Source organism: Thioalkalivibrio denitrificans, assembly GCF_002000365.1.
GTDB lineage: Bacteria > Pseudomonadota > Gammaproteobacteria > Ectothiorhodospirales > Ectothiorhodospiraceae > Thioalkalivibrio_A > Thioalkalivibrio_A denitrificans.
Window position 1 is genome coordinate 1,656 of the sequence record NZ_MVBK01000105.1, and the last position, 12,985, is coordinate 14,640.

The 12,985-nt window shown below is 65.1% G+C and carries 13 protein-coding genes; 1 reads left to right on the forward strand and 12 read right to left on the reverse strand.

All coding sequences use genetic code 11. The features are described from left to right. Positions 1–95: 95 nt before the first annotated feature. The 8 genes from B1C78_RS15220 to B1C78_RS15255 all read right to left on the reverse strand — a co-directional run bounded on the left by B1C78_RS15220 (position 96) and on the right by B1C78_RS15255 (position 6,079). On the reverse strand, positions 96–1,013 hold the full coding sequence (locus B1C78_RS15220; RefSeq protein ID WP_077280022.1) for an AEC family transporter: 918 nt from the start codon (positions 1,011–1,013) through the stop codon (positions 96–98). Between the two features lie 259 nt (positions 1,014–1,272). Further along, positions 1,273–1,650, reverse strand: coding sequence for a thioredoxin (trxA, locus tag B1C78_RS15225; protein WP_077280023.1), 378 nt, complete (start codon positions 1,648–1,650; stop codon positions 1,273–1,275). A gap of 341 nt (positions 1,651–1,991) precedes the next feature. Continuing rightward, on the reverse strand, positions 1,992–2,567 hold the full coding sequence (locus B1C78_RS15230; protein WP_077280024.1) for an LON peptidase substrate-binding domain-containing protein: 576 nt from the start codon (positions 2,565–2,567) through the stop codon (positions 1,992–1,994). Then, a complete protein-coding gene (locus tag B1C78_RS15235; protein WP_077280025.1) occupies positions 2,564–3,202 on the reverse strand; it encodes a flavin prenyltransferase UbiX in 639 nt (212 codons plus the stop codon). The genes B1C78_RS15230 and B1C78_RS15235 overlap by 4 nt, the downstream gene beginning before the upstream one ends. A 39-nt stretch (positions 3,203–3,241) precedes the next feature. After that, positions 3,242–3,742 carry a DUF6644 family protein gene (locus B1C78_RS15240; protein ID WP_077280026.1) on the reverse strand — a complete coding sequence of 167 codons (501 nt, stop codon included), beginning with the start codon at positions 3,740–3,742 and terminating at the stop codon, positions 3,242–3,244. Next, positions 3,742–4,098 (reverse strand): DUF6152 family protein, encoded by a 357-nt coding sequence (locus tag B1C78_RS15245; protein ID WP_077280027.1) that lies wholly within the window; start codon positions 4,096–4,098, stop codon positions 3,742–3,744. The genes B1C78_RS15240 and B1C78_RS15245 overlap by 1 nt, the downstream gene beginning before the upstream one ends. 104 nt (positions 4,099–4,202) lie before the next feature. Beyond that, a complete protein-coding gene (gene mpl, locus B1C78_RS15250; RefSeq protein ID WP_077280028.1) occupies positions 4,203–5,555 on the reverse strand; it encodes a UDP-N-acetylmuramate:L-alanyl-gamma-D-glutamyl-meso-diaminopimelate ligase in 1,353 nt (450 codons plus the stop codon). Beyond that, positions 5,552–6,079: a hypothetical protein gene (locus B1C78_RS15255; protein WP_077280029.1), complete on the reverse strand. Its 528-nt coding sequence runs from the start codon at positions 6,077–6,079 to the stop codon at positions 5,552–5,554. Before B1C78_RS15255 ends, mpl begins: the two co-directional genes overlap by 4 nt. A gap of 104 nt (positions 6,080–6,183) precedes the next feature. Here B1C78_RS15255 and B1C78_RS15260 point away from each other — a divergent pair, with 104 nt between their 5' ends. Further along, positions 6,184–7,365 carry a phospholipase D-like domain-containing protein gene (locus B1C78_RS15260; protein ID WP_245795457.1) on the forward strand — a complete coding sequence of 394 codons (1,182 nt, stop codon included), beginning with the start codon at positions 6,184–6,186 and terminating at the stop codon, positions 7,363–7,365. 64 nt (positions 7,366–7,429) lie between these two features. Here B1C78_RS15260 and B1C78_RS15265 read toward each other — a convergent pair whose 3' ends face one another. From B1C78_RS15265 to B1C78_RS15280, 4 genes are all read right to left on the reverse strand, one after another. Next, the gene (locus B1C78_RS15265; protein WP_077280030.1) at positions 7,430–8,215 is read right to left on the reverse strand and encodes an MlaA family lipoprotein; all 786 of its coding nucleotides are present in this window, start codon (positions 8,213–8,215) and stop codon (positions 7,430–7,432) included. A 512-nt stretch (positions 8,216–8,727) separates the two neighbouring features. Then, positions 8,728–9,942, reverse strand: a complete 1,215-nt coding sequence (locus tag B1C78_RS15270) for an argininosuccinate synthase (RefSeq protein WP_077280031.1) — start codon at positions 9,940–9,942, stop codon at positions 8,728–8,730. A gap of 138 nt (positions 9,943–10,080) precedes the next feature. Beyond that, the gene (locus B1C78_RS15275) at positions 10,081–10,923 is read right to left on the reverse strand and encodes an OmpA family protein (RefSeq protein ID WP_077280032.1); all 843 of its coding nucleotides are present in this window, start codon (positions 10,921–10,923) and stop codon (positions 10,081–10,083) included. Between the two features lie 266 nt (positions 10,924–11,189). Continuing rightward, positions 11,190–12,985: EAL domain-containing protein (locus B1C78_RS15280; protein ID WP_139349974.1), on the reverse strand; the 1,796-nt coding region annotated here is incomplete at its 5' end.

A 12,985-nucleotide genomic window follows, 5' to 3' on the forward strand; every position in this document is an offset into this window, starting at 1 on the left:
TTGTCAGTTGTCAGTTGTCATGAGCCTGAGTCCTGCAGAGAGTTTGTCAAGGGGCCTTCAACAACTGACAACTGACCACTGACCACTGACAGCCCTCACCCCACCCAGCCGTACCAGAGCGGCAATGTCACCAGCGCGAGCGCCGTGGTCACGGTGACCGCCGCGGCATAGACCGACGTATCCAGGCGGTAGCGGTCGCAGAAGACGAGGCCGAGCACCATGCTGGGCATGGCCGCCTCCAGGACGGTGCCTACCAGCAGGTCGCCTTCGAGTCCCAGCAACCGCGCAAGGCCCCAGGCCCAGAGCGGCATGACGAACAGCTGTACGGCCACCAGCGGCGCGAGCATGGCCGCATACCCCACCCGCCAGTGCCGGATGCACAGCGCCAGGCCCAGGGCGAAGAGCATGAGTGGCGCGACGCCATTGGCCAGCAGAGTGAACCAGCTCTCAAGCCAGGGATGCAGCGGCACCCCCCCGACGTTGAAGACGATACCTACCGCGGCCGCCCACAGCGCCGGTACGCGCAGCAGCGCGGCCAGGGGATTGAGCGGGGCATCATCCGCTTCGCCAAAGTGACGGGCCACCAGCAGACCCACCGTCATGAGCAATGGCAGACAGGCGAACAGGTCGTACTGGATGGCGATGGAACGGCCCAGTTCGCCGAACAGGCTCTCCAGTACCGGCAGGCCCAGATAGACGGCATTGGGAAAGGACGCGGCCAGGATCATGGCGCCGGTCACGGCACGGCTCTGGCCGCAGGCTCGGCACCCCGCCCAGACGATGGCCATGCACACCAGAATGGCGCTTGAGGCCACCGCGGCGATGCGCAGGGAATCGAGCCCCAGCGGCGCGCGCCACATGACCATGAGCACCAGCGCCGGCAGCAGAAGGTGATACACCACGTTGGTCAGCACCCGCCGCGTGGTGTCCGCATCCAGCCCCGCGGGCTGCACCAGCCGCCAGATCACGCCGCACACGATCAACGCCGCCATCTGGCTGGTCACGAAGAACATGGCTCAGGTCCTGTTCCGGATATCAACCACGAAGCTTACGACGGGCACAAAGACAAAACCTGAAAACAGTTCTCTCGCGAAGACGCAAAGCACGCCAAGAAAACCTGAATGATTGAATCAATGAGGCGGGTTGTGCCTGCGGACTTGATTCCTTTGACGTCCGGCGGCGCCCATGGGGCGCCCTATTTTCAAAGCTCTCCTTGGCGTGCTTTGCGTCTTCGCGAGAGGAATATCTTCTTGTCTTACCGGGGAAGGAGATTCAGCCTTCGCCCTGTTGGGCCTGCTGCGTCTTGATGTCCTCGTGCACCTGGGCCATGTCCAGATCGCGGACCTTGCCGATCACGTCCTCGAGCTGGGAGGCGGAGAGCATGCCGGGCTGGGCGAAGATGATCACCTGCTCGCGAAAGATCATCAGCGTGGGGATCGAACGGATCTGGAAGTGGGCGGCCAGGGCCTGCTCCTCTTCCGTGTTGATCTTGGCAAACACCACGTCCGGATGATTGTCCGAGGCCGCCTCGAAGATGGGCGCAAAGGCGCGGCAGGGCGCGCACCAGGGCGCCCAGAAGTCGATGATGACGATGTCGTTGCCGGTGACGGTGGACTCGAAGTCCGCCTGGGTGAGTTCGATGACGGGCATGTTGATTTCCGGATATGAATGGGGGGAGCGGGCAGATAAGACGCCCGGCTGAGAATCGCATGATACCTTACCAGCGTCTGACCATGGGGTGTCAAACGGGCCGGGTTGTTCAGAGCCAAGCCGAGAGACGTAGGGCGGACAAGCGAAGCGCATCCGCCATGCCTCAATCCGGTGCGCCGGATGCGGCTGCGCCTTATCCGGCCTACGATCTGCATCGTAGGAGCCCAGCCCCCTGGGCGAACCGGCCGTAGGTGCAATGTTCGCCCAGGGGGCTGGGCTCCTACGAAAATGCCCATGCATTGCAGCGATCCACCTCCCGCATGAACAACGTGATGTGCGGACTAACCCAGATTCAGCATGGCATCCCGAAGCATGAACAGGCGCGACAGCGGATCGTCGCACTCCAGCATCTGCTGCTTGACCTCGAGACTGACGGGCAGCAGTTCCGCAAGCCGGGCGCCCACCCAGACCGCGTCGCCCGCATCGCGCGACAGTTCGGCGTAGGGCGGCCCCAATTCGGAGAGCAGTCGCTCCAGCAGCGCGGCCAGTCCGAGAAACTCCTCGGGCAGGGGCGTTGCGGGCGGCTCCTCGAGGTACGCCACCTCACCCATGACCAGACGGTTCGGCTCGACCCACGTACGCAGAATCCGGAAACGCTGCTCACCCCGGGCGGTGATGCCCAGCAGCCCGTCCGGCCGGCCTTCCCAGTCGGCGATCACGGCCCGCGTGCCCACTGTGTGAACCTCCGCCGCTGCGCCCACCTCGGACCCGTCACGGATGGCGCAAACGCCGAAACCCGTTTCCGTACGCAGGCAGTTGCGCACCATGTCGATGTAGCGGGTCTCGAAGATGCGAAGCGGCAGGATCCCACCGGGGAAGAGCACCGTCCCCAGGGGAAACAACGGCAACGTGATCACTCGTGCGGTTCCTGCGCGTCGCCCCAGCGGGGGATCAGGTCGTTGGGCACGTGCAGGTGATCCAGCACCCGCGACACCATGAAATCCACCAGATCGTCCACGCCCTTCGGCTTGTGGTAGAAGGCCGGGTTGGCCGGCATGATCACCGCGCCCATGCGCGAGAGCTTGAGCATGTTCTCCAGGTGCACCTCGGACAACGGCGTCTCGCGCACCACCAGGATCAGGGGACGGCGCTCCTTGAGCACCACGTCGCCCGCGCGTTCCGCAAGGCTCCTGCTGGCGCCCGTGGCGAGCGCGGACAGGGTCGCCGTGGTGCAGGGGCACACCACCATGGCATCCGGCGGCGATGAACCGCTGGCCAGGGGTGCGGTCCACTGCTCCCGGTCATAGACCCGGAGCTGCCCTTCCCGGGCGCCGTAACGCGCCGTAAGAAAACGCTCGATCTCGCTCATGCGGCCCGGCAGGGAGAGATCCGTCTCCATGCCGATCACCACCTGCGCCGGCCGGGAAAGCATGAGCGAGACCTGCACGTCCGCCCCGAGCAGACACTCGAGCAAACGCAGGCCGTACTGAGCGCCGGAGGCGCCGGTCATGGCCAGGGCGACGGTGCGGGGCACGCTTGTGGTAAAGGACATGGGCTTTCCCGGGCTGCCGGCGCGAAGGGCCGGAAAGGTTCAAAGATAGGCAATCAGACGGCCGCTGACCAGCACACCCAACCAGGCCGAGACGGACACCAAGGCCACCAGCCTGGCCCGCCACGGCGCCCGGGTAAGCCGGTTCCATCGGTACAGATGGCGCAGGCACCAGCGGTGGAACACCAGTGCGTTGATGCCGGCCGCAACCACCAGGCCCATCTTGATCCAGAACACCGGCTGCATACCGATATCCACGGCCTGGGTGGCGAGCAGCATGAAGCCGGTGATCGCGGCCATGCCCATGCCGATCCAGGCAGCCGGAAGCAGGAAGCGACCCAGGTCATCCACGGCCAGGTGGTCGTGGCGCCCCAGCACGCGCAGGTCGAACAGGAGCACGGAGACCAACAGCATCGCGAAACCGAGGATGTGGAGGATCTCGACCGAAGGATAAAGCCAGAGTGACTCGCGCATCAGGCGACCGAGGCCGCTGTCCTCGAGCCACACCAGCGCGACCGGGGCATGCTCGGCATGCCCCTCCATCAGCGACGCATCTCGAAGGTTTCGTCGCCGACCATGACGCGCTCGACACGGATCTCGTCCTCAATGGTGCGATGGGGATGTCCGACGACGGTGACTTCCGTGCCTTCCGGCACCCGCTCCGGCAGCAACCCCCGGTTGCGCGTGCGCGTGGGCGGGGCGAGCACCACGGTCCAGCGCTTCTCTCCGGTGTTGATCACCAGTTCGGCATGGGGCCACTCGAAAACGGCGGACACAACCGTTCCCGTCAGTGTCAGTTCCACCTCGCCGTCGTAACTGCTCCAGCCGTGGTGTGCCAGGGCGGACATGGAGGCTGTGGCAAGCAGCAGGGCTGCAACGAGTCCCGAGAGGATTTTCATGGGCTCACCTCATTTGCCTGAAGACTGTCCCAGAACTGCGGCGGCAGCGGGATCCGCACAAGCATACCGTCAGTAGCGGTCGTGCCGCCACGGCAAGCGGATCGTCAGAGTGCATCCAACAGCCGGTCGTGCAATCCACCAAAGCCGCCATTGCTCATGATCAGCACGTGGTCTCCGGGCCGTGCTTCCCGGCATAGTGCTTCGAGTATCCGGTCAGTATCGGAAAAGGTGGCGGCGGAAGGAAGTGCCGCCACCACCGGTGCCATATCCCAATCCAGGTCGGCCGGGGCGTGAAGGTACACCGCATCAGCCGCGCGCAGGGAAGCCGCCAGCCGGTCGCGGTGCACGCCCATGCGCATGGTATTGGAGCGTGGATCCAGCACCGCGAGGATGCGCGCATCCCCCACCCGTGCACGCAGGGCCTCGAGGGTGGTGGCAATGGCGGTGGGATGATGAGCGAAGTCGTCGTAGACACGGATCCCGCCCCTTTCACCGCGCAACTGCAGGCGACGCTTCACGTTGCGAAAGGCCGCCAGTGCCGCGATGCCCTGCTCCACCGGCACGCCCGCGTGACGCGCCGCAGCCAGCGCTGCCAGCGCGTTGGCCGCGTTGTGCCGTCCGATCAGATCCCAGTTCAGTTCGCCGCTGGGCTTGCCGGCCAGATGAATGCGCAGGCTCGAGAAATCCGGGGTCAGCGGCTCGGCCTGCCAGTCGCCGGGACCCTCCACCGCGAACGTCTCCAGCGGCGTCCAGCAGCCCCGCGTCAGCACCCGCTTCAGATTGTCGTCGGTGCCGTTGCGGATGATGAGTCCCTCGCCGGGCACCGTGCGCACCAGGTGATGAAACTGGGTTCCGATGGCGGCCAGGTCCGGAAAGATGTCGGCGTGGTCGTACTCCAGGTTGTTGAGCACGAGAGTGCGGGGGCGGTAGTGGACGAACTTGGAGCGCTTGTCGAAGAAAGCGGTGTCGTACTCGTCCGCTTCCACCACGAAGAACGGCGCCTCGCCGAGACGCGCGGAAATGCCGAAATTCTCCGGTACGCCACCGATGAGAAAACCGGGCGCAAGGCCCGCGTGTTCCAGGATCCATGCCAGCATGCCGGCAGTGGTGGTCTTGCCGTGGGTGCCGGCCACTGCCAGTACCCAGCGGCCGCCAAGCACGTGTTCCGCAAGCCACTGAGGACCGGAGGTGTATGGCAGGCCTCGGTTGAGGACGTGCTCCACCGCCGCATTGCCGCGGCTCATGACGTTGCCGATCACCACCCTGTCCGGTGCGGGATCCAGGTGCGCCGGGTCGTAGCCCTGAGCCACGTCGATCCCCTGCTCCGCCAGCAGAGTGCTCATGGGCGGGTAGACGTTCTCGTCCGAGCCGGTCACCCGGTAACCGGCCGCGCGGGCCAGCATGGCGATGCCGCCCATGAAGGTGCCGCAGATGCCCAGGATGTGGATGTGTCTCATGACATCAGCCCCGCGCCAAGCAGGATCTCCGTGAGCGCCGTGGTGAAGACAAGGTACAGCATCGCCAGCACCACTCCGAAACTCAGACGCTGCAGCGAGAGTGCGTGCCGCAAGACATTGCCGTACGCGGCCAGGAGCCATCCCAGCACCAGCAGATACGCGAGCCCGGCCAGCACCGGCGTTTCTCCCGACGGCGGCACCCCGCGGGCCACGGTATGGACCAGGGGCAGCGCGACCGTCCCCAGCACCGCGCTGATGCCCGCGAGTCCGGTGTATGTCTGCATGAAACGCTCGGGGTGTCCGCGCAGGTACAGTGCCAGATGGACCACCAGCGCCATCACACCGAGCTCGGCCAGCGTCTGCGCCACGGCGCTGGGCGGCGCATAAAACGACAGGCCCACCAGCGTTCCAACCACCGCATACGCTCCGGCGGCGATGAGAAGCAGTGTGCGGGAGGCAGGCAGGTCCTGGGGTCCGATCTGCAGCAATGTCAGTTGCAGGAAGGGTCGGATGATCGCGTACATGCAGGAGATTTCCGTGAACCGGTCCGACGAGTCCCTTCAGGGGATCATTTGCGGGCCGGGGATTTCGTGCAAGCATATCATGAAGCCAGGAACCCGAAGCCCGCATGCGCCGCCCAAAACTGGTCAGGAAGCCCGCAACCCCGTTTCCGGAAAGAGGCCCCCATCGCTACCGCCTGCTGATGGGGGGAGCCTCGTACATTCCGGCCATGCTGGAAGCCATCGCGCAGGCCCGCCGCTACGTGTTGCTGGAGCTGTACCTGGTCGAGGACGGGGCGCTGGCCGAGCGCTTCATCGCAGCACTGTGCGAAGCGGCCGGCCGGGGCATCCGCGTGTGCCTGCTGTTCGACGGCTATGGTGCGCGCGGGCTGACTTCGGCACACCGCGACGCACTGCTTGCCGCCGGTGTGGAGCTGGCCTTTCACAATCCGCTCGGTTTGCGCCGCTGGCGTCTGTCGCTCTGGAGAGACCATCGCAAGCTCCTGGTCGTGGACGGCACCCTGGCCTTCGTCGGAGGCATGGGGATCACGGATGACTTCGATCCCGAGGTGCGCGGCGAAGCGGCCTGGTATGACGGCATGCTGGCGCTGGAGGGACCCTGCGTGGTCGACTGGCAGCAACTGTTTGCCGCCACGTGGCGACGATGGGCCCCGGAAGCCGACCCTTTGCCGCCGCCCCCCGAACCAACGGTTGGGGGGACACCTGACGGTCAGGTGGCGGGCTCGCCGCGCCATCGCGGCCGCGTGGTCATGCGCAGCGTCCTTGCCGCCATCGGGCGTTCGCGCCGGCGGGTCTGGATCGCCACCGGCTACTTCGTGCCCACACGCAGGCTGCGTCGGGCACTGGCACGGGCCGCGCGGCGCGGCGTGGACGTGCGTCTTCTGCTGTCCGGTCCGCTCAACGATCACCCGGCCGTCTGGCACGCCGGCAGACGCTTCTATGGCCGACTGCTGCGGGCCGGCGTGCGCATCTACGAATACGCCCCGAGCTTCATGCACGCCAAGCTCGTGCTTTGCGACGACTGGGCCAGCGTCGGCTCCAGCAACCTGGACCACTGGACCCTGCGCTGGAACCTGGAGGCCAACCAGAACGTCATGCGCGAAGACTTCGCCAGGGAACTGGCCGACGAGTTCGAAACCCGCTTTGCCCAAAGCACTCTCTGGACGCTCTCCCAGTGGCGCGAACGCGGCCGCTGGCAGCGGTTCAGGGAATGGCTCTACGGCACCATCGACGACTGGCTGGTGCAGTTGAGCTATCGGTATAGGTTAAGGATGAAGGATGAAGGATGAAGGAATTCACTTCCGGTTTCATTCTGCCTTCATCCTTCATCCTTCTGCCTTCCGAGCAGGCGCCTCAGCGCGCCTGCTCGGCGGCCTCCTCCGCCTCAAGCGCCTCCAGCGCCTCCAGCTCATCGAAGAGATCCGCTCCCCGGTCCTGGCCCGGCGGCTCGCCGTCGTGGATCAGGTATTCGCGCCGGTCCAGGTAGAAATCCCGCAAGGCGGTATAACGATCCACTGGCAGATCCTCCAGGACCCGCTCCGTCGGCAGGAAGCCGGCCCGGGTGTCGACGACCATCACGCCGGCCGCGATGTTCCGCTCCGTGGAATTGTCGTGGTAGTAGAGCGGATGCGTGATCATGTCCACGTAGCGGGTCGGTGTGTCACGCACGGTGCTGGGGCCCAGCAGGGGCAAAACGAGGTAGGGGCCGGAGGGGACGCCCCAGTAACCCAGTGTCTGGCCGAAATCCTCGTTGTTCTTCGGCAGGTCCATGTGGCTCGCCACGTCCAGGATGCCGAGCATGCCGAAGGTGGTGTTGAAGGCCAGGCGCCCGAAGTCGTTGGCGGCGGCGTCGAACTTGAGCTGCAGGAGGTTGTTGAAGAGATTGGTGACGTCGCCCAGATTGGAGAAGAAATTCCCGATTCCGGTGCGCACGGGTCGGGGTGTCACGCGCGTATACCCTACCGCGACCGGCCTGAGCACGGCCTTGTCCACCGCCTCGTTGAACTCGAACACGACCCGGTTGAACCCCTCCCAGGGGTCGCGCGGGTCCCGGGGCTCCTGGGTGGTCGCGCACCCCGCCGCAATACCTGTCATGACCAACACGAGTGTGGCGGCTGTGAGTGATCTTGCGACGTTCATGGAGGACGTGTCCTTGGTTTTCTGGATTGGCGTACGGACGCGCTCATTCTGGATGGATTTGAACCCGGTTGCGATCCCCTGCGCCGCCGGGTGAGACCAAAGGTTACTTTGGGGCGACCGCAAGCAAGCAGCCGCCGGGCCCGGCTCACGGCCGGACAGATCTTTCCGACCCTAGTGTCCTGAGTCAGAGAATCGTTGCATTTCAGCGGGCCTGTACGGGTGTGTGGCAAGGCACACGAGCACAGGACGGGCAGGCCCATTCGAGCGAGAGCAACGCGGCCGCGCGCCCGTACAGGCCCGCCCGTTGGGAGCCCCGCACAAGACCCAATGCGGCGTTGCGGACTCCATCCCTGGAGTCCGCCCTTCGGGCCGGCCTGCAGCCGTCCCCATCTGCTCCCGGCAGATGGGTGCGGGCCTTGCCAAGGGCTTGCCATTGCCTGCGGCCCGCGCCTTGCCTTGGGTCTTGTGCGGGGCTCTGAAATGCAACGATTCTCTGACTCAGGACACAAGGGTCAGCGACCGCGTTGCGCGCCGATGCGCATGCGCAGCGCGTTGAGCTTGATGAAACCCTCCGCATCTTTCTGATCGTAGGCTCCGGCGTCGTCCTCGAAAGTGGCAATGGACGCGTCGAACAGGCTGTCGTCGTCGGACTTCCGCCCGGCCACGATCACGTTGCCCTTGTACAGCTTGATCCGCACCACCCCGTTGACGTGGGTCTGGGAGGCGTCGATCAGCGTCTGCATCATGCTGCGCTCAGGACTCCACCAGTAGCCGTTGTAGATGAGGCTCGCATAGCGGGGCATGAGTTCGTCCTTCAGGTGCGCCGCTTCGCGATCCAGTGTGATTGACTCGATGGCCCGATGGGCCTTGAGCAGAATGGTGCCGCCGGGGGTCTCGTAACAGCCCCGGGACTTCATGCCCACATAGCGGTTCTCGACGAGATCCAGACGGCCGACGCCATTGGCGCCGCCCAATTCATTTAGCTTCGCCAGCAGGGTCGCGGGACTCATGGCCTCGCCGTCCAGGGCCACCGGATCGCCTCGCTCGAAGGTGATCTCCACGTAGGTGGGCTTGTCGGGCGCCTCCTCCGGGGAGACGCTCCAGCGCCACATGTCCTCCTCCGCCTCGAACCAGGGGTCCTCCAGGGGGCCGCCCTCGTAAGAGATATGCAGCAGGTTGGCGTCCATGGAGTAAGGCGACTTCCTGCCCCGCTTCATCTCAACCGGAATGCCGTGCTGCTCCGCGTAGGCCATGAGCCTGTCACGTGAGCTCAGGTCCCACTCGCGCCAGGGGGCGATCACCTTCACTCCCGGCTTGAGGGCATAAGCACCCAGCTCGAAGCGCACCTGGTCGTTGCCTTTTCCGGTGGCACCGTGGGAGATGGCATCCGCGCCGGTCTCGTTGGCGATCTCCACCAGGCGCTTGGCGATCAGGGGCCGGGCAATGGAGGTGCCGAGCAGGTACTCCCCCTCGTAGACCGTGTTGGCGCGAAACATCGGAAACACGAAATCACGCACGAACTCCTCGCGCAGATCCTCGATGTAGATCTCCTTCACGCCCATGGCCTGTGCCTTGGCCCGGGCCGGCTCCACCTCCTCGCCCTGACCGAGATCGGCCGTGAACGTCACCACCTCGCAGCCGTAGGTGTCCTCCAGCCACTTGAGGATCACGGACGTATCCAGCCCGCCGGAATAGGCGAGCACCACTTTCTTGACGCCACTGGACATGGGGGACCTTCGGAAAAATGGGGGAACAGGGGCGGAGATTATACGAAAGGGATGATTCAATATTCAAAATTCAAGAATCAAGGGACAGACACCCCCACCCCACTCTTTGAATCTTGAACCTTGAATCTTGAATCGCCCCTACGGGGCGAGCCAGACGGTGGCGCGGCGGTTGCGGGCCCAGGCGGACTCGCCGTCGCCCGGATCCGCGGGCCAGGAGGAGCCGAAGGAGCGGACTTCGATGCGGTTGCGCGGGATGCCGTAGACCTCCAGGTAGGTGCGCACCGCCTCGGCCCGGCGCCGGGAGAGCGGGTCGTTGATGGCATCTCCGCCGCGCACGTCCGCGTGACCGCCCACGATCACCCGCAGGTCGCGCCGCTCGCGCCAGGATGCGATCACCTGCCTGAGGGTCTCGTGGGCCCGGGCGTCAAGGCGGCTCTGGTTGGTGTCGAAATGCACCCGCCAGTCGGCCACCGGCCGGAAATCGAGCTGGACCATGCCGTCCCGGCATTGCTGAAAATCCGCCATGACCTCGCGGAAGCGCACGGGCGAGACCGCTGCGACCACCTGAAAGGCACCCTGCCCGGGAGCACTGTGCTCCACACTGAGCTGATAACCCGCCTCCAGTGCGTGATAGAGATCCAAGGCGGCGGCCCGCTCCAGGCTCAGGGACTTAGCCTCCGAGGCCACCTCCATCAGTGGCCTGGGGAGCAGGTCGTGGCGCCAGCCCGGCGGCACGAGCACCAGTCGTGCCGGGCGCCCGGACGCGCCGGAAAGGTCGGTGTCGAGGCTGAATCCCAGTTCGCTGCCGGTGCGGGCATGGAAGCGTGCGATACCGTAACGCGGGATCTCGTGCACCATTTCGCACGCGTCCGGTGCCGCGCTCAGGGTCCAGCGCGCCTGCTCCAGGCGCGCCCCGAACTCCACCGAGGCCAATGCCGGGGCGGCAAGCAGCATGAGCGCTAGGGCGAGTATACGGACCATGGCCCCTGTATCGGCCGGGGCTCCCGGGGACTTTAGCGGCCGCTTCTGCCGGGGGGTGGGATCTGGCGTGGGAAAACCGGAATGGACAGGATGGACAGGATTTTTCTGGATTTACAGGATGAAAAACCAAAAAAATTATTGGACAGGATTAACAAGATTTACATGATTTAAGAGCGCTTTTAACCCCGTTAATCATGTAAATCCTGTCAGGTCTTTTTCTTTCGCCTTATGCTGTCAATCCTGAAAAATCCTGTCCATCCTGCCCATTAATCCTTTTGAGCCCCGCGCTGCCCCCATGATCCGCCCAGGGTCTCGATCGGCCGGGGGCGGTCGAGCACATAGCCCTGGGCGAAGTCGATGCCCAGTGTCTTGAGCAGCTTGATCAGCGCATCGGTCTCGGTGCACTCGGCCACCGTGCTGATGGACATGGCGCCGGCAACGAGATGAATCGCCTCCGCCACGGTGCGGTTAACACTGTCGTCGGTCAGGGACCGGATGAGCGCGCCGTCCAGCTTCACGAAGTCCACGGGCAGGGACTTGAGATTCGAGAACGCCAGCGCTCCCCTGGCGAACTGATCCAGGGCAACCCGGCATCCAAGTTGCTTGAACTGCGCAATCTGTTCACGGGCCGTCCCGAGGTTCGCCATGACCGCCGACTCCGGGATTTCCAGGCAAATCATCCCGCCCGGCACCCCATGGCTGGCAAGCAGTTCCTTCAGGTACCCGGGCAGCAGCTCGTCGAGAAGGGACATGGCCGAGAGGTTCACCGAGAACAGGGTCGCTTCTCCCAGCGTTTCCCTTCCCGCGGCGATGGTGGTGATCACCTGGCGCAGCACCCACCGGTCGATGGCGGACATGAGATTACACCGCTCGGCCACCGGAACGAATGTTGCCGCCTCAATCAGCCCCGCCTCCGGATCCTCCAGGCGCAGGAGAATCTCGTAGTGGGGTCTCGCGCCCTCCGCGTCGACCAGGGGCACGACGCTCTGGCAGTACAGGCGAAAGTGGCCCTCGTCCAGGGCGCGGTTGAGACGCGACATCCAGCGCATCTCGTCGTGATGCCTGGTCAGGCCGATGTCCTCGGCGTTAAACAGCTCCACGCGATTGCGCCCCCGCTCCTTGGCGAGATAGCAGGCGGCGTCCGCCGCGTTCAGGGCCGCATCGGCGCTCTCCATAGCCGCGGTGAGGGGAACGACGCCGATGCTGGCCCCCACCGAGAAAGTCTGCCCCTTCCACAGGAACTGATACTCCCTGACGGTATCGCGCAACTCCAGGGCGATGCGAACGGCCTGCTCCACCGGACAGTGCTCGAGCAACACGCCGAATTCATCTCCGCCCAGGCGCCCCAGGGTGTCCCGCTGGCGCATGCGCCCCTGCAGCAGCCGGCTCAGCCGGCGCAGCAGTTCGTCTCCTGCGGCGTGGCCGCAGGTATCGTTCACCACTTTGAACCAGTCCAGGTCCAGGTAGCACAGGGCATGCTCTGCGCCTCCTTCGTGCGCTCCGTGCAGAAGCTGACCCAGGCGGCGTTCGAACTCCTGGCGGTTGACCAGACCGGTCAATGCATCGTGGGTGGCCTGCCAGGTGAGCTTCTTCGCCATTGCCTGCGATTCCGTGACATCACGGATCACCAACACGGCCCCGCTGATGCCGTCGCCCTCGCGCACGGGATAAGACGAGACTTCCGCCGTGAACGTGGCGCCATCCTTGCGCACGAGCGGCTCGATCATCCCGCGCTGGATCACCCCGGAGCGCACCGCGACATCGATGGGGCACTGTGAACGCTCGCAGGCCTCGTTCGCCGGGGTTCCGTCCTCACCACAGATGTTCAGCGGGCGTCCGATCAATTCGTTCTCTGCATAGCCAAGCATCCCGAGCGCGGCCCCGTTGACGAATGTGCAGTTCCCATCCATGTCCACACCCAGGATGCCGTCTCCGGCAGATTCCAGCAGCAGGCGAAAACGCGCCTCGCTGGCACGCAGGGCCTGCTCGGCCTCCCTGCGCGCGCTGATGTCGAAGAGCGTCGAGCGGCTGGCGCGGAAGTTCCCGGCCTCGTCGCGCAGGG